Origin of the sequence: Nocardia sp. NPDC006982 (assembly GCF_042869435.1) — a bacterium.
Classification (GTDB): domain Bacteria; phylum Actinomycetota; class Actinomycetes; order Mycobacteriales; family Mycobacteriaceae; genus Nocardia.
Window position 1 is genome coordinate 172706 of record NZ_JBIAFV010000004.1, and the last position, 22030, is coordinate 194735.

At 67.0% G+C, this 22030-nt stretch carries 14 protein-coding genes; 3 read left to right on the forward strand and 11 right to left on the reverse strand.

What is annotated here, in order from left to right; all coding sequences use genetic code 11:
- Nucleotides 1-29 precede the first annotated feature (29 nt).
- From ffh to ftsY, 6 genes are all read right to left on the reverse strand, one after another.
- A complete protein-coding gene (gene ffh, locus ACFYOW_RS17830; RefSeq protein WP_387289128.1) occupies nt 30-1583 on the reverse strand; it encodes a signal recognition particle protein in 1554 nt (517 codons plus the stop codon).
- A gap of 93 nt (nt 1584-1676) precedes the next feature.
- Complete coding sequence (locus tag ACFYOW_RS17835) at nt 1677-1991, reverse strand: hypothetical protein (protein ID WP_387289130.1); 315 nt, start codon at nt 1989-1991, stop codon at nt 1677-1679.
- A 108-nt stretch (nt 1992-2099) separates the two neighbouring features.
- Nucleotides 2100-4556, reverse strand: coding sequence for a [protein-PII] uridylyltransferase (locus ACFYOW_RS17840; RefSeq protein WP_387289132.1), 2457 nt, complete (start codon nt 4554-4556; stop codon nt 2100-2102).
- Between the two features lie 87 nt (nt 4557-4643).
- A complete protein-coding gene (locus ACFYOW_RS17845) occupies nt 4644-4982 on the reverse strand; it encodes a P-II family nitrogen regulator (protein ID WP_387289135.1) in 339 nt (112 codons plus the stop codon).
- Between the two features lie 4 nt (nt 4983-4986).
- Complete coding sequence (locus ACFYOW_RS17850) at nt 4987-6366, reverse strand: ammonium transporter (RefSeq protein ID WP_387289137.1); 1380 nt, start codon at nt 6364-6366, stop codon at nt 4987-4989.
- Nucleotides 6367-6600: 234 nt separating this feature from the next.
- Nucleotides 6601-8235: a signal recognition particle-docking protein FtsY gene (gene ftsY / locus ACFYOW_RS17855; RefSeq protein WP_387289139.1), complete on the reverse strand. Its 1635-nt coding sequence runs from the start codon at nt 8233-8235 to the stop codon at nt 6601-6603.
- Nucleotides 8236-8355: 120 nt separating this feature from the next.
- Here ftsY and ACFYOW_RS17860 point away from each other — a divergent pair, with 120 nt between their 5' ends.
- Nucleotides 8356-8745, forward strand: coding sequence for a DUF2237 family protein (locus ACFYOW_RS17860; protein WP_014987060.1), 390 nt, complete (start codon nt 8356-8358; stop codon nt 8743-8745).
- A 71-nt stretch (nt 8746-8816) separates the two neighbouring features.
- Here the strand turns inward: ACFYOW_RS17860 and ACFYOW_RS17865 are convergent, their stop codons facing one another.
- Nucleotides 8817-9614, reverse strand: coding sequence for a TetR family transcriptional regulator (locus ACFYOW_RS17865; protein WP_387289141.1), 798 nt, complete (start codon nt 9612-9614; stop codon nt 8817-8819).
- Nucleotides 9615-9719: 105 nt separating this feature from the next.
- On the opposite strand from ACFYOW_RS17865, the gene ACFYOW_RS17870 reads away from it, so the two are divergent.
- On the forward strand, nt 9720-10637 hold the full coding sequence (locus tag ACFYOW_RS17870) for an NmrA family NAD(P)-binding protein (RefSeq protein WP_387289144.1): 918 nt from the start codon (nt 9720-9722) through the stop codon (nt 10635-10637).
- Nucleotides 10638-10658: 21 nt separating this feature from the next.
- Here ACFYOW_RS17870 and ACFYOW_RS17875 read toward each other — a convergent pair whose 3' ends face one another.
- From ACFYOW_RS17875 to ACFYOW_RS17890, 4 genes are all read right to left on the reverse strand, one after another.
- On the reverse strand, nt 10659-15056 hold the full coding sequence (locus ACFYOW_RS17875) for a tetratricopeptide repeat protein (protein WP_387289145.1): 4398 nt from the start codon (nt 15054-15056) through the stop codon (nt 10659-10661).
- A gap of 92 nt (nt 15057-15148) precedes the next feature.
- Nucleotides 15149-18766, reverse strand: coding sequence for a chromosome segregation protein SMC (gene smc, locus ACFYOW_RS17880; RefSeq protein WP_387289147.1), 3618 nt, complete (start codon nt 18764-18766; stop codon nt 15149-15151).
- A 215-nt stretch (nt 18767-18981) separates the two neighbouring features.
- A complete protein-coding gene (locus ACFYOW_RS17885; RefSeq protein ID WP_387290049.1) occupies nt 18982-19299 on the reverse strand; it encodes a helix-turn-helix domain-containing protein in 318 nt (105 codons plus the stop codon).
- A gap of 282 nt (nt 19300-19581) precedes the next feature.
- Nucleotides 19582-19926 (reverse strand): hypothetical protein, encoded by a 345-nt coding sequence (locus tag ACFYOW_RS17890; RefSeq protein WP_387289149.1) that lies wholly within the window; start codon nt 19924-19926, stop codon nt 19582-19584.
- Nucleotides 19927-21525: 1599 nt separating this feature from the next.
- On the opposite strand from ACFYOW_RS17890, the gene ACFYOW_RS17895 reads away from it, so the two are divergent.
- Nucleotides 21526-21951 (forward strand): DUF1707 domain-containing protein, encoded by a 426-nt coding sequence (locus tag ACFYOW_RS17895; RefSeq protein ID WP_387289152.1) that lies wholly within the window; start codon nt 21526-21528, stop codon nt 21949-21951.
- Nucleotides 21952-22030: the final 79 nt, after the last annotated feature.

The window sequence follows — 22030 nt, forward strand, 5'->3', positions numbered from 1 at the left end:
CGCACCGGCGTTGTGGAAGGCGGAGCCGCCTACTTCTTGGGGAAGTTCAGCTTGGACAGGTCGAAACCTTCGAGGCCGGGCGGCAGCTGGTCCAACCCGGCGGGCATGCCGGACAGATCCGGCATACCGGCGGGCATTCCGGGCATGCCGGGGAACCCACCGCGCACCTTCGGCGGCGTCGGCCCGCGGCCACCTTTCTTACCCTTCTTGCCCTTCTTCGCGTTGGCCCGTCGCGAACCGGGCAGGCCCATCTGGCGACCCATCATGGCCATCATCTTCTTGGCCTCGAAGAAGCGGTCGACGAGTTGGTTGACCTCGGAGACCTGCACGCCGGAACCGTTGGCGATGCGCAGGCGGCGAGATGCGTTGATGATCTTCGGGTTCGCGCGTTCGGCCGGGGTCATACCGCGGATGATCGCCTGCACCCGGTCGAGCTGCTTATCGTCGACCTGGGCCAGCACATCCTTCATCTGGCCCGCACCGGGCAGCATGCCGAGCAGGTTGCCGATGGGGCCCATCTTGCGGATCGCGAGCATCTGATCGAGGAAGTCCTCGAGCGTCATCTCGCCGCTGCCGATCTTGCGGGCGGCTTCCTCGGCCTGCTGCTGGTCGTAGACCTGTTCGGCCTGCTCGATCAGGCTCAGCACGTCACCCATGCCGAGGATGCGCGAGGCCATCCGGTCCGGGTGGAAGACATCGAAGTCCTCGAGCTTCTCACCGGTGGAGGCGAACATGATCGGCGCACCGGTCACATTGCGGACCGACAGCGCGGCACCACCGCGGGCGTCACCGTCGAGCTTGGTGAGTACGACACCGGTGAAGCCCACGCCGTCGCGGAAGGACTCCGCGGTATTGACGGCGTCCTGACCGATCATCGCGTCGAGCACGAACAGCGTCTCGTCGGGCTTCACCGCATCGCGGATGCCGGCGGCCTGCGCCATCAGCTCGGCATCGATACCGAGGCGACCGGCGGTGTCGACGATGACCACGTCGTACTGCTTGCTCCGCGCCTCCGCGACACCGGCCTCGGCCACCGCGACCGGATCGGCCGCCGAAATGCCCAGCGGGTTTTCGCCGCCGCCGATGGAGGTGCCGGGATGCGGCGCGAAGACGGGCGCACCCGCGCGCTCACCGACCACCTGGAGCTGGGTGACCGCGCCGGGGCGCTGCAGGTCACAGGCCACCAGCAGCGGCTGATGCCCCTGACCCTTGAGCCATTTCGCGAGCTTGCCCGCCAGGGTGGTCTTACCGGAACCTTGCAGACCGGCGAGCATGATCACCGTCGGCGGATTCTTGGCGAGGGTCAGCCTGCGGGTTTCGCCGCCGAGGATTCCGATGAGTTCCTCGTTGACGATCTTGACGACCTGTTGGGCCGGATTGAGGGCGGCGGAGACCTCCGCGCCCTTGGCCCGCTCCTTGATCTTGGCGATGAAACCGCGCACCACGGGCAGCGCGACGTCGGCTTCGAGCAGGGCGAGGCGGATCTCGCGACAGGTGGCGTCGATGTCGGCCGGTGACAGACGCCCCTTACCGCGAAGATCCTTGAGGGCACCGGTAAGCCGGTCGGACAGGGATTCGAACACCGATCGCGCTCCTGATCTCGTGGGACGTCACTTGGTATCCCAGGGTAATGGGACTGCCCACCTGTTCGCGCAAGCGGTGCTCGCTTCGTGGAGTTATTCCATCGCGCGGCGGCGCGGTCTGGCGGTTTTGCGGTAGTCGTGGTTCTCCAGAGCGACCATGAAAACCGCCTCCCGACCGGTGAGACCGAGCTCGAGGGCCAGGTCGTCGAGCATGGCCCAGTCCGCGCCTGTCGGCACATCGTGGGTGGCAACGGTGGTGGCAATCGTCATAGCGGTCACAGCCTGCTGACCGGTCAGTGTCCGGCCGGGCAGCCAGGAGACCACCCACCGATCACCGCCGACGCAGCGCGCCATATGCGTGGTCTCGTCACTCGTCATCATCGACGCCGAAACGACTTCAATTGCCACCGACCTGCTCCCCTCATGCTCGCGATAGCCAGACGCTCTGATCGTAGGGGGCGCCAGGCCCGCTGCATACGCTTTCAGCAAATCCTGTGCAAATGTCAATCACCCCGGTCAGGAGTTCGAACTCGTACCGGGTGGTCCGACTCCCTCCGGAGGCTTCGGGGCGGGCCGCGGGACCACGGCCAGAACCGCCTTTTCGACGGTTTCGCGACGCTCCGGAATATCGACGCCGAGGTCGAGACTGAAGGCGTCGACCACCGCGGAACCCATGGTCACCACCTTCGCCCAGCGCACATCGGCACCGCATTCGGCAAACGCCGCGGCCAGACGGCTGAGCAGGCCGATCCGGTCCTCGGCGCGCAATTCGAGGACCACCTGGCCGGGGGTCGACGCCGCCGACCAGATCACCCGGGGCTGTGCCTGCGCGTACGGGCTCGGGCGAGTACCGGTGGCCTCGCGCTCCCGCTTCGCCAGCACCGCGGACAGATCCAGATCGCCCGCGGTCGCCCGGATCAGCTCCTGTCGCAGCAGTCCGCCGTCCGGCGGATCGCCGAACTTCGGGGAGACCACGAAAGTATTGATGGCCGAGCTACCTTCGCTGCCGACAGTTGCCGAGTGCACCCGCAGCGAATGCAGGGCCAACACCCCGGCGGCGTCCGAGAGCAGGCCCGGCGTATCCGGCGCGATCACGGTGACCGTGTAGGTGTACTTGCCCTCGCCGGGCCGCAGATCCACGTGCACGCCACCCGCCGCGGCCTTGGCCAGCAGTTCCGGTGCGATCGGCTCCGGCTCCGGCAGCTGATCACCCGCCATGACCAGGCGGCAGCGCCGCACGAGTTCCCCGATCAGCGAAGCCTTCCAATCACCCCACACGCCGGGGCCGGTGGCCAGCGAATCGGCCTCGGCCAGGGTGTGCAGCAGTTCGAGCAGTTGCACGTCGCCGCCGAGGGCATCGACGACGAGTTGCACGGTGTCGGGGTCGGCCAGATCGCGGCGAGTCGCGGTGTCCGGCAATAACAGGTGGTGGCGCACGATGGCGCTGAGTGTGCGCACGTCCGATGGCCACAGGCCCAGACGCCGACCGATATGGGTGGCCAGTTCGGCGCCGACAATGCTGTGGTCACCGGCGCGCCCCTTGCCGATATCGTGCAGCAGCGCACCGAGCATCAGCAGGTCGGGACGGGCGACGCGGGTGCTCAACGCGCTCGCATACGCGACCGTCTCCATCAGGTGCCGGTCCACGGTCCAGGTGTGCAGCGCATCGCGCGGCGGCAGGTCGCGCACCACGCCCCATTCGGGAAGCAGCCTGCCCCACAAGCCCGTTCGGTCCAGTGCCTCGACCGCATCGATGACGCCGCGACCCGCGCCGAGCAGGATCAACAGGTCGTTGACCGCGTCCTTGGGCCAGGGTTCGCGCAGCTCCGGCGCATCCTCGGAAAGCCGGTTCAGGGTGGTCGCGGACATCGGCAGCCCGGTCTGCGCCGACGCTGCGGCCACTCGCAGGATCAGTCCGGGATCGCGCTGCGGCCGCGCATCCCGCGCCAACACGACCTCCCCCACGTGTTCGACAACCCCCTCATCGAGTGGTCGGCGAACCGGCATCCGACGCAGCCGCGCAAGGCCACGCCGCGGTAGCGCATTGGCGGCGGTGCGCAGGCCGACATCGACCGAGTAGCTGACCGTCCGCGCCGAATCGCTCAGTGTGCGAGCGAGATCGAAACGGTCACCGATGCGCAAGGCCGCGCCGATCTCGTCGGCATCCTGGGCGCGCAGCTGATCACGCGCCCGGCCCGCCACCCGATGCAGCTCCGTGCGAACATCCAGCAAACGGCGCCGCGCGTGCTTCACCCCACCGCCCGGCACGTCCGGCCCGAGACCCGGCATCGCATCGGTCAGCTGGGCGATGGCCAGCGCGTCGAGCAGTTGGATATCGCGCAGTCCGCCGCGCCCGTTCTTCAGATCGGGTTCGGCACGATGGGCGATCGCACCGCTGCGCTCCCATCTGGTCTCGGCCTGTTCGATCAATTCGTCGAAGCGCGAACGGATTCCGGTCCGCCACTCCCGGCGCACGCCGCCGATCAGCAGATTGCTCAACTCGATATCGCCGACGATGTGCCTGGCCTCGAGCATGCCGAGGGCCGCGATGAGATCGTCGGAGGCCACGCGCAATGCCTGCGGCACGGTGCGCACGCTGTGGTCGAGCTTGATATGCGCGTCCCACAGCGGATACCAGAGCTGGTCGGCCACCTCGGCCACTCGCGCTGGATCGACGTCATCGTGCAGCAACACCAGATCCAGATCGGAATACGGCAGCATCTCCCTGCGTCCGAGTCCGCCGACGGCGACCACGGCCAGACCGCTGTCGCGGCCGATGCCGAGTTCGGTGCCCTTAGTGGTCAGCCACAGTTCGAACAGATCGACCAGCGCCGAACGCAGGGATTCCGCGTCCAGACGCGGATTGCGGGGCAGTCCGCCCTCGAGCAATTGGTTGCGTGCCCGGACCAGGTCGGTCGCGCCGTTGGAGACATTCTCGGTTACCTGTCTGCCGTCTTGCTCGTGACTACCCACAAACCACCGTCCATCCAAATGCGTACGGCCCCGCCCCGACCGGGCTATCCGGTGGGAGCGGGGCCGCCGCTCGATTTCGATTTCCGTTTACAGAGCGTCGGTACCGCGTTCGCCCGTACGCACCCGGATGATCGCTTCCACCGGCGTCACCCAGACCTTGCCGTCACCGATCTTGCCGGTGCGGGAGGCCTCGACGATCACATCGACGACCCGGTCGACCGACGCATCGTCCACGACAACCTCGACCCGAACCTTCGGAACGAAATCCACCGAGTACTCGGCGCCGCGGTAGACCTCGGTGTGCCCCTTCTGACGACCGTAGCCCTGCACCTCGCTGACGGTCATGCCCAGCACACCAGCCTGCTCGAGCCCGGATTTGACGTCCTCGAGAGTGAACGGTTTGACGATTGCGGTGATCAGTTTCATGTCGTCATGCCTCCTTGACGGCGGTACGTGCCGTGCCACCCACAGCAGCGAAATCGTATGCCGTTTCAGCGTGCTCGGACTCGTCCATGCCCACCGACTCGGCTTCCTCGCTGGCGCGCAGCCCAATGGTGAACTTCACGATATAGGCAATGATCAGGCTCGCGATGAAGGAGAACGCAAGTACCGCACCGGCGCCGACGGCCTGACGCCACAGCTGGTCGAAACCGCCGCCGTAGAACAGGCCGGTCTTGCCCGCGCCCGCCTCCGGCGCGGCGACCAAGCCGACCATCAGGGTGCCGATGATGCCGCCGACGAGGTGCACGCCGACCACGTCGAGCGAGTCGTCGAAGCCGAACTTGAACTTCAGGCCGACCGCGAGCGCACAGACCGCACCGGCCACGAAGCCGATCACCAGGGCGCCGACCACGTTGACCGAGGAACACGACGGGGTGATCGCGACCAGACCGGCCACCACACCCGAGGCCGCGCCCAGCGAGGTGGGCTTGCCGTCGCGGACCTTCTCCACCAGCAGCCAGGCCAGCATCGCGGCACAGGTCGCGAGGGTGGTGGTGATGAAGGTCGAACCGGCCAGACCACCCGAGGAAACCGCGGAACCGGCGTTGAAGCCGAACCAGCCGAACCACAGCAGACCGGCGCCGAGCATCACGAACGGCAGGTTGTGCGGACGGAACGGGGTCTTCGGCCAGCCCTTGCGCTTGCCGAGCACCAGCACCAGGGCCAGGCCCGCCGCACCGGCATTGATATGGACCGCGGTACCACCGGCGAAGTCGACCGCGAGCAGTTTGTTCGCGATCCAGCCGCCTTCGTGCACGACATTGCCGTCGGCGTCCTTGACGTCGAAGTCGAAGACCCAGTGCGCGATCGGGAAGTAGACGACCGTCGCCCAGATGCCGGCGAACAGCAGCCAGGAGCCGAACTTCAAGCGGTCGGCGACCGCACCCGAGATGAGGGCAACCGTGATGATCGCGAACATCAACTGGAACGCGACGAACACGGTCGCGGGAATTGTGCCAGCGAGCGGGATGTTCACCGCGGCAGTGGTGACAGCGCCGCTCGCGTCCTTGACCTCGGCAACCGAATTGCCGCCGATCAGACCCTTGAGACCGAAGAACTGCGCTGGATCGCCGATCACGCCGAACTTGTTGTCACCGAATGCGGTCGAGTATCCGTATAGCGACCACAGCACGCCGACCAGCCCCATGGCACTGATGCTCATCATGATCATGTTGAGCACGTTCTTGGAGCGGACCATGCCGCCGTAGAAAAACGCCAGGCCGGGCGTCATCAACAACACGAGCGCTGAACTGGCCAGCATCCAGGCGGTGTCACCGGTGTCCGGTGCACCGGTAAGGGGAAAAGCCACCTTAATGTCCTCCTCATCTCGGGCCCAGCCGACTCCGGCAATTGGACCTGCACAGAAGGGTCGCCATTCGGTGTTTCATCCGTGATGATGCTGTGTTTCACCTAAGTGAACGCGTGGGGCAGTTGTGTTGCTACCACGTTTCCTGGTGTACACAGTCGCTTCGTCGCCGGTGTGCGGTCCGTGTCGGAGCAAACCGACAGCTGTTTCCGAGGAGAAGGATTCGCTGGCGCGGAACTAGCCGAGCAACGCGTCCACGAAGGCGCCGGGCTCGAAAGGAGCCAGATCGTCGGCGCCCTCACCGAGGCCGACCAGTTTCACCGGAACGCCGAGTTCGTGCTGCACCTGAAAGACGATGCCGCCCTTGGCTGTTCCGTCCAGTTTGGTGAGCACGACGCCGGTGATATCGACCACATCCGCGAAGACGCGCGCCTGCATGAGACCGTTCTGTCCGACGGTGGCATCCAGGACCAGCAGGACCTCGTCGACCGCTGCCTTCTTCTCCACGACGCGCTTGACCTTGCCCAGTTCGTCCATCAAACCGGTCTTGGTGTGCAGCCGGCCCGCGGTATCGATCATGACGACATCGACGCCGCCCTCGATGCCCGCGCTGACCGCGTCGAAGGCGACCGCGGCCGGATCCGCGCCCTCCTTGCCACGGACGGTATGGGCACCGACCCGCTCACCCCAGGTCTGCAGTTGATCGGCAGCGGCGGCGCGGAAGGTATCCGCGGCGCCGAGCAGGACCCGGCGGCCGTCGGCGACGAGCACCCGGGCGAGTTTGCCGGTCGTGGTGGTCTTGCCGGTGCCGTTGACGCCGACGACCAGCAGGATCGACGGATGATCGTCGTGCGGGAGCGCGCGCACCGACCGGTCGAGTTCGGGGCGTAGCGCCTCGATCAGCACCTCGCGCAGCACGGCGCGGGCCTGTTCGGTGTTGCGGACGCTGCGCGCGGCCATCTCCTCGCGCAGGCGATCCACCACCGCGGTGGTGCTCGCGGTGCCGAGATCTGCCAGGACCAGGGTGTCCTCTACCTCTTCCCAGGAATCGTCGTCGAGGTCACCGCCGCCGAGCAGGCCGAGCAGGCTCTTGCCGACGGCATTCTGGGAGCGGGACAGGCGGCCGCGCAGGCGGACCATGCGGCCCGCGGTCGGCTCGATCTCCTCGAGGGCAGGGGTGGTGGCCGCGTCGGCGGCGGTGGGTTCGCGGGCGGTTTCTACGGAGTTCTTGTCCGGGGCAGGCGCTGGTGCGGTGGCTGCGGGCGGGGTGGTGCTCGCGGGCGCGGCGGTGTCCGCAGGCGTGGCGGTGTCAGTCGGCGCGGCGGTGTCAGTCGGCGCGGCGGTGTCAGTCGGCGCGGCGGTGTCCGCAGGCGCGGTTATGTCCGAGGGCGCGGTGGCATCGGTGCTGGTGGGCGGGGCCGTTCCGGGTTCGGCGGTCGCCTCGTCGGATTCGACCGCAGTATCCGAATCGACCGTGGCCGTGGCGGATTCGGCCGTGGTGCCCGCGCCGTCGGTTTCGGCCGGTGCGGATTCCGCGGTTTCGACATCGCCCTCGGGCAGCGGCACATTGGTAATGCCACGTTTCGGTGCGTCACGCGGAATCGCCGCGTCGTCGCCGACATGGGGTTGCCCCTCCGTGTCGGTCCGCTCGATCGGCGCGGGCTCCGGGCGTGTCGCGGTGGCCGTGCCGCCCTGACTGAAGTTGAAGCCACCGGAGGCCGCGTATCCACCGGACCGGTCGGTCAGTTCTTTCTCGGCGGCAGGTGGCGTCAGCGTGACGCGACGGCGCTTGTACAGGACGAATCCGGCGACGAACGCCACCACCAGCAGGGCGGCGACAGCGGCAATCAGGATCCAGGCTTCGGAGCTCACGCCGACCATCCTTGCAGAACCAGGTGCGCCGCCTTACCACAGCGTCCAGGACCCGACACACAACCCCCGAGATTTCTTGTCCTGCGGAACTTCTCGCGAAGTGACAATAGTATCGGCGACGTGACCGATCGAAACGTGCTTGGGGGGCCGCTGGAAGAGTGCGGCGCCGATCCTCTCACCGGCTTCTACCGGGACGGCTGCTGCAGTACCGGGCCGGAGGATCTGGGCAGCCATACCGTGTGCACCGTCGTCACGGCTGAATTTCTCGAACACCAGGCGTCCATCGGCAACGATCTGAGTACGCCGCGCCCGGAGAACAACTTCCCGGGCCTGCAGCCGGGCGACCGCTGGTGTGTGGTGGCCGTGCGCTGGTTGCACGCCCACGAGGACGGTGTCGCCGCGCCCGTGGTGCTGGCGGCCACCCATGAAAACGCCCTGGAAGTGATCTCCATGGACATCTTGCGCAAATACGCCGTCGACGTGCCGGACGATGTAAGCGATCTGCTCTAGCCCCCCGCCCTTTGCCGACCGTCGATGCCCGGAGCGTTTCAGGGCAGACGGTCGCCGAACATTCTGTCGTGTTATCGCAGCGCGCCCGCCTCGGCCCGCGCCGCGCGGGTGGCTCGTTGGCGGTGCGCCTTCTGACGGCAGGCCGCCGAGCAGTATCGGGCCGGACGGCCGGTGCCGGTGGGGTGGATCTCGGTGCCGCAGATCGGACAGGTTTCGTTACGAGGGCCAGTTTCGTTACTGGACTTGGCTTCGGAATCGGGTTTCGTTACGGCGCGGATTCCGGGATTCGCACGCATGGCATCGAGCATGATCGCGACAGCCCGAAGCAACGGTCCACCGGGGCCCTGACGTCGTTGAATCGCGACGCATCCGGTGAAAATGTCCAGCACATCAGCGATTTCGAGATCAGCGCGGACCGCACCTCGGCGCTGTGCCGCCGTCAACAGTGCGCCTAGCGCGTGATGAAAGCGGTCGCCCGCGCCGCGTAGCAGCGCCTTCGGCCAACCGTCATCGGACTGAACGACATCGCAGAGCGCCTGGCTGCCCGGGGCTGAGATGACCACCTCGGTGCAGACCGCGAAGAATGCGGCACCCGGATCCGGCGCATCGAGATATTCGGCGGCCAGTGTCGCGAGCCGGTCGACACGCTGCTGCATAACCGCTTCCAGCAGATCGGTTTTCGTGGGGAAATGCCGATAGACGGTGCCCGCGCCAACCCCGGCCCTGCGGGCGACCTCGGCCAGCGAGACCGAGGTGCCGTGTTCGGCGAATGCGCGTTGCGCGGCCGCCAGCACCAGCGCGCGATTGCGGCGGGCATCGGCCCGCGCGGCGACCACCGACGGCACCGGAGTGGACAGCGAAGCAGACATTTCGTTACGGCCTTCCGTTCCTGGACCTGGCCAAGCGGGTCAGTACACCCATATCGTCCGAATACGGGTTATCCGACCCGATTATATCGAGCAGAGAAGGCGAGCATGTCCCTTCAGCAGAACCCCATCCTGGTCACCGGTGCGACCGGCAAGCAGGGCGGCGCGACCGCCCGCCGACTGCTGGCCGACGGTATCGCGGTGCGTGCGCTGGTCCGCGATCCGCAGGCTCCCGCGGCCCGCGCGTTGGCCGACGCCGGTGCGGAATTGGTGACCGGCGACTTCGACACTCCCGCAACGCTGGCCGCCGCCGCCACCGGAGCGCGCGGCGTATTCCTCATGCCCCCAGCCGCTTTCGGACCGAACGGTTGGCAGTCCGAATTGGAGGCCACCCGCGGCATCGCGGCGATCGACGCGGCCAAGCGTGCGGGGGTCGAACAGATCGTCTTCACCGGTGTCGCTTCGATGACCGATGACGCGGCCTGGGGCCAGTCCGGAAAGAGCGGCATCGAGGAGGCTGCCGCGGCCAGCGGTCTGCACTACACCCTGTTGCGTCCGGTGCGCTTCATGGAGAACTACGTCCTGCGTGGCAGTCCGGTGGACGGCATCATCGACGGCGTGCACAAGCATCTGTTCCCGGCGGACCAGCCGCTGCAGATGATCGCGATCGACGATATCGCTGCCTTCGCCGCACTGGCCTTCGCCGACCCGGATCGCTTCCACGGCCGAACCCTCGAATTGGCCGGTGACGCGATAACTCCCGTCGCGGCCCTGGCGGCGATCACCCGGGCCACCGGATATCCGGTGCGCTATCACGAGGTCACCGAGGCCGAAGCGGATGCCCTCGGCGAACAGATCGGCAATACCTGGCGGCTGCTGCGCAAGTCCGCGGGCTGGCACGCGGACATCCCCGCGCTGCGGGAGATCTACCCAGCCCTCACCACCCTCGAATCCTGGCTCACCACAACCGGTGCCGCCATGATCAAGGCACAACAGGACCGCGACCGGCTCGCCGCCTCGCACTGATCGAACTCGTCGGGATCCGCACTAGTGCGGATCCCGAGGAGACGGTGAAGACTTTCCGTTGAGGCAGGCGGCTCGGGTACGACGAGTGTCGGGGTGGTCGGGACCCAGAACACGGATCTGGTCCGCCAGGAGTTCTGCGTATTCGGTCGCGGCGGTTACGGTGTCGCCCGCGGAGTCGCGGGCGTGCGCCAAGTGGAAGCGGGTGCTGAGCGTGCGCGGATGGGACCCGCCGAATATTCGATATTCGTCGGTGAGCAATTGCTCGAAATCGCGCACGGCGGATCGCGGATCACCGGATTCACAACGCCAGCGGGCCAATTCGTTGCGGTTCAGCAGCGTATCCGGATGATCGTCGCCGAGCACTCGGACGCGATCGGTGAGCAGCAGCTCGAGACGCTCGACCGCGATGGCCGGATCACCTTGCGCACCAAGCCAACACGCCAAATCGTGGCGGGTGCGGAAGGTGTTGGGGTGTTCCGGTCCGTGCACCCGGATGCGATTCACGAGCACGTACTCGAATTCGGGCAGGGCCGCAGTGATACCGCCGCTCTCGGCCCGATAGTGCGCGAGGTTCGCACGGGTGCGCAGGGTGTCGGGGTGATCCGGTCCGAGTACCCGCTCCCGGTCGACGAGCAGATGCTCGAATTCGATGACCGCCGCGGCCGGATCACCACTTTCACCGCGCCAGTAGGCGAGGTTGTGCAGGGTCGTCAGCGTATCGTGATGGTCGGCGCCGAGAATTCGCCGCCGGTCGTCCAGCAGTTCCTCGTATTCGGCTATGGCGGTGGCGTATTGGCCCGCCTCACCGCGCCACTTCGCCAGATTGTGCCGGGTGCGCAATGTATCGGGATGGTCGGGACCGAGGATGCGCAGCCGCAGTGGTAGCAGTTCCTCGAGGTCGGCGAGCGCGGCGGCGGTATTGCCGCTCTCACCGCGCCAGAGCGCGAGGCGGTGCCAGGTGTGCAGGGTTTCCGGATGCAAGGGTCCGAGCACCCTGCGTTCGTCGTCGAGCAGTTGTTCGTATTCGGCGACGGCCGCGCCGATCTGGCCGCTCTGGCCGAGGAAGAATGCGAGGCAGTGCCGGGTACTGAGGGTTTCGGGGTGCTCCGGGCCGAGGATGGCCAGTTGATCGCGCAGCAGCAGCCGGTACTCGGCGACCGCCGCTGCTGGGTCACCGCTCTCACCGCGCCAATAGGCGACCGCGTGGCGGGTGCGCAAGGTGTCGGGATGATCGATCGGCAAAACCCGCTGCCGGTCGGCCAGCAGCTGCTGATACTCCAGCACCGCGGTGGCCGGATTGCCGCTCTCCCCGCGCCAGAAGGCGAGTTCGTGACGTGTGCGCAGGGTATGCGGGTTATCGGGCCCGAGGACCCGGATCCGGGCCGGGAGCACCTGCTCGAATTCGGCGACGGCGGTGAGGTAGTGACCGATTTCGCCGTACAGGTGGGCGAGGTTGTGGCGTGACTTCAGGGTGAGCGGCTGATCCAGGCCGAGGATGCGGCGCTCGTCCTCGATCAGCTGCCGGAATTCGCCGATGGCCCTATGGTGTTCGCCGCTTTCGCCGCGCCAGTAGGCGATGCTGTTGCGAGTGCGCAGCGTATGCGGATGTTCGGGACCGAGAATGCGGGTCCGATCGGTCAGCAGCTGCTGGAATTCGGCGATGGCGGTGGCGTGGTCGCCGCTCACACCGCGCCAGCGCGCAATATCGTTGCGAGTGATCAGGGTATGCGGATGATCGGGGCCGAGCACCCGATCCTGCTCGGCGAGCAACTGTTGGAATTCGGCGATGGCGCGCATGTGATCGCCACTCTCGGCATGCAATTCGGTCAGGTGATGGCGGGTCTTGAAGAAGGCCGGATCGGCCGTGCCGGAAATGCGTTGCTGATCGACGAGCAGTTGGTGCAGCTCGATGATGGCGGCATCCAGGTCGCCGCTCTCACCGCGCCAGTACGCGAGTTCGTAACGGGCGGTGAGCGTGTCGGGATGATCCGGTCCGAGGACGCGCAGCCGGTCGGTGAGCAGCTGCTGGAAATCGGTGATGGCCTGGGCGGTTTCGCCCTGTTCGCCACGAAAATGCGCGAGATCACCCCGAGTGCGCAGCGTCGCTGGGTCGTCGACCCCCAGCAGACGGGTCCGGTCGGCGACCAACTGCGCGAATTCGGCTACGGCGGTGCGGAAATCACCGCTTTCGCCATGCCAGCGGGCGAGGTTCGTTCGGATGGTCAGTGTGCCCGGATCGTCCGCACCGAGCGCGCGTATCCGTTCGGCGAGTAGTTCCTGGTGTTCGGTGATAGCGGTGGCCAGATCGCCGCTTTCCCCGCGCCAGAAGGCGAGATTATTGCGCGCGGTGAGAGTGTCGGAGTGGTCGGGGCCGACCGCGGATTCGAACGACGGTATCCAGGCGGCCCACAGATCACGATTGTCCGCTGCTCTCGGGGTGTTCAACCGTTCCAGGAATGCCATCGCGGCGGCCGAATCGCCGTAGCCGAGATAGTGGCGAACCGCCGATCGCCGCGCGTAATCGGTGATCTGTGGTGCAGGTGTCGACGAGCCTGCATCCAACTCGATCGCCTCGGCCAGCGCCCGATGCGCATCGCGCCGCCATTCCGGCTGACCAGCGACCACCAGGGAGCGCCGAAAGGCGTTGTGCGCCAATCCCAGCGTTTCACCTTCGGTGCCAGGTCGACCCCGGCTGACCAATACACCCAACCGGACGATCAGATCGCGAATCCGGTTGGTGCTCAACTCGATACCGAGGAATTCCAAACCGCGCTCCAGTAGCTCCAGCGGCAGCACCGGCCCGGCACCGGCCGCAACCAGAATGCCGAGCAATGCGTATACCGCTGCGCCCGTGGTGGAATCGGCGTTGTCGACAAGGTCGCGGACCCGTCGCGACACCAGCGTATCGATGCCGATTCCCCGCTCCAGATCGGAAGAGGTTATATCGGAACGGATTTCCATCAGCAGCCGCGCCAGCAGCCAACCGCCCGTCGGCGTCTGCTGCAGCAGACCGTCGATCCATTCGCGCCAATTCGTATGCGCGGTATGGCCGCGGGCCGCCGCGACGGTATTGGCGATATCCGGAGTCGTCGGCGCGGGCAGTTCGATGCGGCGCATATGGGCGAGTCGCGGCGAATTCTCGATGCCGGTGCCCTCACGGATCCCGACGATCAGACGGACGTGCGCGAGCTGCGGGCGACGGGTCAGCTCGGCGACCGCATACGACAGCAGCGCACGGCTGCCGCGCTTGGGCTGATCGAGTCCGTCGACCAGAATGTGCACCGGCTTCGAGGTGCGCAGCCTGGCCAGCGGCTGCAGAATCCTGATCTCGAACAGATCGAGCCCACGACTGTCCTGCTCGGCCAGATCGAATTCGACCATGCGCGTCGCGGCCTTGAAACCGTCGAGCCTGCTGCCCAACTGCTGGGCCAGCTCGACGGTGAACGATTCCATGGAGCTGGTGACGTCGAGAAATATGGCGGCCGTGACGTATTCGGCCTTGATCGGCAGCGTATCCACCCAGCCCGGGCGGATCAGCGTGGCGAGCAGGGTCGATTTACCGCAACCCGCCGGACCGAGCACACCGCGCAGTCGTTCCTCGCCGGAGTCGACCACCTGGGTCAGCCGCTCCCGCAATGGCTCCGAAATGACCAGACCGTTGATCAACTGGTCGATGAAACCGGCTGCGGCGGTGCCGCTGACCGCGTCCTCACGACGGGCGGCATTGGGCACTAGCCAGAGCCCGGGATCGCTGCTGGCTGTGCGGATTCCGGAGGTGAAGGAGAACGACTGCGGCTCCAGTGCGGGGCACTGGCGCAGCGGCTGCACCAGATCCGAGGGCAGCAGACTTTCGCCGCCGTGCGGTACCCCTTTGCCGAAGGTGGTGATGATCGTCCTGGTGAAACAGCCGAAATAGGCGGGTCCGTTGCCGGTGGCGACCAGCAGTTCGACGCGCCCGTTCGGGCCGGAGGCCTCCGGCCAGCGCCGGGCGGCGCCGCGGACTCCCTCGCCCGTCTCGCAGGCGTCGACCAAGACGATCAAACCGTCCAGTGTGGCGGCACTGTTCAGTCGCTCCTGGATTTCCTGCGTCAGGTGAAAGGCGTTGCGCAGCTTGGGCAGCTGCGGTGAGTCATGAGCGAGCAGGTAGAAGTTCTCCGCGGCGGTGGTCATGCCGTGACCGACGAAGCTGATCAGCAGTGTCGCTTGCCGATTCGACGCGGTGTCGAAGGCTTCGTCTACCGCGCAGACCAATTCGTCGATCGTCGGATCGAGCAGCGGGCCGTCGGTGCCGGTGGCCGGTTGCCAGCCACCGAGTTCGCGCAGTTCGGTGTAGAGGCCGGTGGCGAGGTCATCGGTGAAACCCAATCTGGGCAGCGCTGTGCACTCCGAGCCGACTACCAGCGCCACCCTCCCGCCCATATTTCGCAACGTACTCGGCGAGCGTCGGCGACGGGCAACAACGCGGAATCGAAAAGGCCACGATCACAAGGGGATCGTGCAGGGCCTTACGTTCAGCTGGCCGCGCCGACCGGAGTCAGGGTCTCTCCGCGCAGCCGCTGACTGATCACCTGGGTGATGCCGTCACCGCGCATGCTTACGCCGTAGAGAGCGTCGGCGATCTCCATGGTCGGCTTCTGGTGGGTGATGACGATCAGCTGGCTCTTCTCGCGCAACTGCTCGAACAGGCCGATCAGGCGGCGCAGGTTGGTGTCGTCCAGCGCGGCCTCGACCTCGTCCATCACATAGAACGGCGAGGGGCGGGCGCGGAAGATGGCCACCAGCAGGGCAACCGCGGTCAGCGATTTCTCACCGCCGGACAGCAGCGACAGTCGCTTGACCTTCTTGCCGGGCGGGCGGGCCTCCACCTCGATACCGGTGGTCAGCATGTCCGACGGATCGGTGAGCACCAGCCTGCCCTCGCCGCCCGGAAACAGTTTCGCGAAAACGCCGACGAATTCGCGCTCGACGTCCTCGTATGCCTCGGTGAAGACCTGCAGGATGCGCGCGTCCACCTCGGCGACCACTTCCAGCAGATCCTTGCGCGCACTCTTGACGTCCTCGAGCTGAGTGGCGAGGAAGTTGTAGCGCTCCTCGAGCGCCGCGAACTCCTCCAGCGCAAGGGGATTCACCTTGCCGAGGGTGGCGAGGTCCTTCTCGGCGCGCTTGGCGCGGCGCTCCTGGGACTTGCGGTCGAACGGCATCGGCGCGGGCGCGGTGACCTGCTCGCCGCGCTCCTTGGCCTGTTCGTACTCCTGCCACTCCAGATCCGATGGCGGCATCGGCACATCCGGACCGTATTCGGCGATCAGATCGGCCAGTGCGATGCCGAACTGCTCGGCGATGGTCGCCTCGATCTGCTCGATGCGCAGTGCCGCTTGGGCTTTGGCGACCTCGTCGCGGTGCACGGTGTCGGTGAGTTGGGCCAGCTGGGTGGTCAGCGCGCGGACCCGCTCCTTTATCTGCTCGACCTGGGTGGCGCATTCGGTGCGGCGGCGCACGAGTTCGTCACGGCGCGCACCCGCTTGCGCCACAACGGATTCCAGCTCTGCGGCGACCTTGGCACCGGATTCGGCAACGGCGGCAGCGACTTCGGCGGCCTGCCTGCGCGCGGCCTGTGCGCGTTCGGCGCGGGCCCTCGTCTCGCGTTCGGCGCGTGCGGCCCGACGCAGCGAATCCGCTTTGCCGCGAACCGATTCCGCGCGTTCCTCGGAGGTGCGCACAGCCAGGCGGGCCTCGACTTCCATGGAGCGCGCCTCAGCCAGTGCGGCGGCGGCTTCCTCGCGGTCGCGGCCTGCGGATTCGGTGCCCGCCGCGCCCATACCGTCGTCGTCGACCTCGGATTCGAGTTCGGTGCGGCGCAGCCGCTCTTCGAGATCGGCCAGCGCCGCCAGCGCCTCTTCCCGGCCCGACTCGGTTTCCGCGCGCTGGCCGGTGAGCCGGTCGATATCGGATTGGGCGGTGCGCGCTACCTCACCGAGCCTGCCCAGGCGGTCGTAGATCACGACCAAGGCCTGATCGGATTCGTGCAGCGCGAGCAGCGCCTGGTCGACGGCATCCTTGCGGTCGGCTTGTTCGGCAAGTGCACCGGACAGGGCCGCCTCCAGTTCTTCGGCGCGACGTTGCGCGGCGACCAGATCGGCCTTGGCGGTATCGATATCGGCCTGGATCTCCAGCTGACTCGGTGCACGATCGGATCCGCCGAGCACCCAACCGGTTCCGGTGAGATCGCCGTCGCGGGTGACCACCCGCAGTTCCGGCCGGGCACGGACCAGTTCGGTGGCGGCGGCGAGATCCTCGACCACGGCGACACCTGCGGTCAGGGCGGCAATGGCGCCGCGCACGTTGTCCGGTCCGTCGACCACGTCGACCAGCCAGCGCGCCCCGCCGGGCAACCCGCCGTCGGACGTGATCGGCGCAGCCGCGGCATCGAAGACCAGCGCGGCGCGACCGCCGTCGGCCTCCTTCAACGCGCGCACCGCGGCGTGTGCGGAATCTCCGGTATCGGCGGCGACGGCGTCGGCGAGCGGTCCGAGGGTCGCGGCGACCGCGGCCTCGAAACCACCGTGCACCCGAATCAGCCCGGAGAGCGGACCGAGCAGGCCCTGTGCACGATTCTCGACCAGCCAGGCCGCGCCGTCCCTGCGCGCCAAACCCATGCTCAATGCTTCGATGCGGGCGCTCAGCGAGGCCACCCGCTTACTGGCGTCGCGATCCTGTTCGCGCAGTTCCGTGACGCGCTGATCGGCCAGTGCGAGGGCCTGCACCGCATGCTCGTGCTGGGCGTCCAGGCCGGTCTCACCGGCCTCGAGTTCACCGAGTTCGCCCTGGACCGTATCGAATTCGGCCTGGGCCGCCTCACCGCGCAGGCGGGCCTCGCCGATCGCGACCGTGAGCCGGGTGATCTCCGCATCCACCGACTGCGATCGGGTGCGCAAAGTTTCGACCTGACCGGACAGCCGGGCCAGCCCCTCACGACGGTCCGCGATGGCGCGCACCGCGGCCAAATGCGCCTGCTCGGCGGCCTTCGCGGCCTGCTCGCGTTCGGCGAGCGCCTCGCGCGCGGCCTCCAGGGTTTCGGCCGCGATCTCGACTGCCTCGCGCAGTTCGGCTTCCTCGGCCTCCACGCGTTCGGCCTCGGCCTCGAGCTGCTCCGGATCGCGGCCGCTGCCGACGGGCATTTCGGTATGCAGATTGCGGGCTCGGTCGCCGGCGATTCGGATGGTGGCATTGACGCGCTCGGCCAGCGCGGACAGCTGGAACCAGATCTGCGCGGCGGCCTCGGCGCTCGGTGTCAGCCGGGACAGCTGGAACTCCTGCTGTGCCAGTGCGGCATTCGCGGCATCGAGTTCGGTCTGCACCGTGATCTGCTGTTCGCGCGCGTACGCCTCTTTGCTCTGCTGACTCTCCAGCTCGTCGCGCCGGGTGACCAGGTCGTCGGCGGCCAGGCGCAGGCGCGCGTCACGCAGATCGGCCTGGACGGTCTGGGCCCGGCGGGCCACCTCGGCCTGTCTGCCGAGCGGTTTGAGCTGGCGGCGCAGTTCGGTGGTGAGGTCGGTGAGGCGGGCGAGGTTGGCCTGCATCGCCTCCAGTTTGCGGACCGCCTTTTCCTTACGCTTGCGGTGCTTGAGCACACCGGCGGCCTCCTCGACGAAGGCGCGGCGGTCCTCGGGACGCGATTCCAGGATGGCCGAGAGTTGCCCCTGTCCGACGATGACGTGCATTTCCCGGCCGATACCGGAGTCGCTGAGCAGTTCCTGCACATCCATCAGGCGGCATGAGCTGCCGTTGATCTCGTATTCACCCGCGCCGTCGCGGAACATGCGCCGGGTGATGGAGACCTCGGCGTAGTCGATCGGCAGCGCACCGTCGGAGTTGTCGATGGTCAGCGTGACCTCGGCGCGCCCCAGCGGCGCGCGTCCGGAGGTACCGGCGAAGATGACGTCCTGCATCTTGCCGCCGCGCAGCGCCTTCGCACCCTGTTCGCCCATCACCCAGGTGAGCGCATCGACGACATTGGATTTGCCCGAGCCGTTCGGGCCGACCACACAGGTGATGCCCGGCTCGAAACGCAAGGTCGTCGCGGACGCGAAGGACTTGAAACCCTTCAACGTCAGACTCTTCAGGTGCAAATTCGACGACCCTTCCCTGCGCGGTGGTCGGACAATTCGTCGTCCACTCAAGGCGACCAGCCATGGTATCCGTCTGGCAACGGTTACCCCGTAAGCGGGCGGATACCTCCGTAGGTTATCGACTCGGCGCCCGATGTCCCACATTTCCGTGTGCTCCACATTTGCTGGCCGCGCGTCAGTTTCGCACCCCTTGTCGGTGTTCGCACCTCGGGCGTTCAGGGTGTGGTGGCGGTGGCGCGGAAGTCGGCGTTGGAGGGATCGTCGAAGCCGAGACATTCGGCGATCTCGGCGACCGAGTCCGGTGCGTGGGTCAGCAACCGCTTGGCTTCCAAGATGATTCGCTCGTCGCTGAGTTCTTTGGCGCTGAGGCCGGTGTTCCGCCAGGCCAGGCGGTTCAGGGCGCTGGTGGAGCCAAGGCGAGCCGCGTAGTCGGTGACCCCTTGTGCATGATCGGGAACTGCGCGTCGAGTTTGTCGCGAAGCTGGAGGATAGGCCTCGTGGGTCGGCGGATCGACGGGATCTTCGGCTGCGATATCACCACGCCGGGCGGCGTCTTCCACTACTCGGCGGGCATTCCGACTCCACCGAACTGACCGGTTTGTGCTTGCGGTATCGCCGGGCTGCCGGGGCGCATACGATCCAGTCTGATTCGCCGGCGGACCGTTAGTTCGGGAGTACAGAGCATGTCGGACAAGACCAGCAGCGTGCTCGGTCTAGTCCGTCATGCGACGACGCTGCGGCTGACGCGCATCGGGACGCTGGTCGTAGGGAGCCTGGTTTTTCTGTACGCCTGCGAGGTCAGCCGGAAGAGCGATCTATCCGATGTCTGGGTGCAGGTCGCCTTCGCCGCTGGACTCGCGCTCACCGGGCTCACGACCGCCTGGTTCGAGATAAAGGCCGCTGACCACGCCGCGACCCGCGCCCGCACCGACATCCGCGGTTTCCTCATCGAATCCGACGGCATCTCGGTGCGGGCCCGCATCACCCGCTCCGGCGACCTCGTCTTCCACGGCCACGACACCGGCGGCGCCTATCCGGCCTACGAATGGGACTGGGCCTTCCGCGCCACCACCTTCCCCGCCATCCGCTCCGCCCTCGGCGGCGGCAAGGGCGACCTGCTCGACCTCCTCGAACGCACGGTCCCCGACCTGGACCGCCAAGAGCGCTACGACCCCGGCGCCTGGCTACACAACCAGGGCATCCCCGCCGCCTTCCGCGAACGTGGCGACACCTCCCACCGCATCACTCGCGAGCTACCGGTGGTCAAGCCCGAAGCTCCCCAACGCCAATCGTCCCGTGAATCCACTGGGGCACAACAGCTATCGACCAAGCGCCACAATCCGGCAGACGCGCCCCGCCCCAGCCGCTCGAGCCGCCGCGAACCACCCGGCCGAGACACTTCAGCCCCCACTCGCCGCCGGGCCTCGGACTCCCAAGATCCTCGGAACTCAGCGAACCGCTACGACGAACCACCAACCCGACGTCGCGACCAGCCGTCGAACACGCGCCGAAGAGCCGGCGATCGGTGGGATGCGGAGTCGGACCCCTATGCGGATAGAACACCGGGTGATCGCTGGGACGCACCACCCAGTGACCGCTGGGACGCACCACCGAGCGACCATCGGAACGACGCCCCGAGCAACAGTTGGACTGCACTACCAAGCAATCAGTGGAACGGTCCACCAGCACGCTCCACCCGACCATCGGAAGCACCCCGCTACGAGCCGTCGCCCGATGACCGAATCGATCCGTCTGCCGCCAGCCGTGGCGCATCACCGACCCGACACCGCGATCAACCACCGTTCGAACCAGGCGCACCCACACACGTCCGCCGCGCAGCCCGCGTGGATTCCCCTCGATCCGAGCCTTCAGGTGAGGGCTCGGACGAACCGGCCGCAAGCGGAGGCACACTGCCCAACCGACGTCGCGCCGAGTCGCCCCGCGACGAACTGGGCGCACCGACGCACGGCCGCCGCGGAACCCCTGCAGACCCACGGCGTTCGGAGCCGTCAAGTGATCGCTGGAACGAACCACCGGCCACTCGCCATAGGGAGCAAGTGGACTATCGCCAGCCCACCGGTCGGCCCGGGGATGAAAGTTCCGGCGCACACCGGCACGTGCATTCCGGCGTGCACCCCAACGAGTCGCCTCGCAGGCGGCGCGAACCGCGGGGGCGGCAGGACGAGTCGCCTGACCGACGTCACCGCAGGTCATAGGCGCATAGCCGACACCCACGGCTCGAACACCGGGACGAGCTAGACGTATCCATACTGCGCCGGGAACCCCGCGGATCTACGGCAGTCCGAGCCGTCACCGGAACCAACACACACCCGCCAGCACGGCAATCCCGTGCACACCCCGGCGAACCGCATTGGCCGAGCGGCGCGAAAACAACTGGCGCAGTGGTGAACCCGGCACCGGTCCGACATCACCCAGGTCATCGGCCGTGCGGCAGTTGACGCACTGTATAGCGCATCTCATCGCGGCGTTGCCCATCTCATCGCGCGGCGACAGCCCCACCTCAGGACTCATCGGTGCTCAGGCAACCGATCGTGCAGAGCCATGCGTGTCTGCAGGTCATCGGCCGAACGCATTGCAGAGTGCGTCCAGGCCATGGCGGCGGACGGAATCTTGTACTCGTCGATGATGGGCGCGGCACAATCGCTTCCCCACTCGGAGGCTTGACATTCCACATTGGAGGGTGCATGCTTGTTGCACCTTCCAATGTGGAATATGGAACTAATGGTTAGGAACTGGACATGGAAATCTCGCCTGGTACTCGGGCCTCCGATGCGGAGCGCGAGAAGGTTGTGCGGCTGCTCGGACGGCACATGGCGGACGGTCGGATCGACCTTGCCGAATACGATCAGCGCGTCGCCCGCGTCTATGAGACCGGCGTTCGCGACGATCTGCAGCTGGTCCTGTCGGATCTGCCGAAGTTGCCGAAAGAGTCTGCCGTACAGAAGAATTCGATAAGCCGCTTCCCGATCTGGCAGCAGATCGAAGGCACCTCATGGCTCGGAGTGAGCGTGCTGGTGCTCACCATCTGGGCCGCGATCTCGATCAGCGTCGGAGAATTCACCTATCCGTGGCCGATCTGGGTGATCGGCCCATGGGGCGCCGTACTCGCCTTCCGCATGTTGGCCGGTTTCGAATCGGGCCGATTCGGACGCCACACCAACTGACACCCGACATGGTCAGCGATTGCCCCCTGGCGCTACCCCCTCCTCGAACCTCCGCACCTTCACTCCGCACCTGGACCCC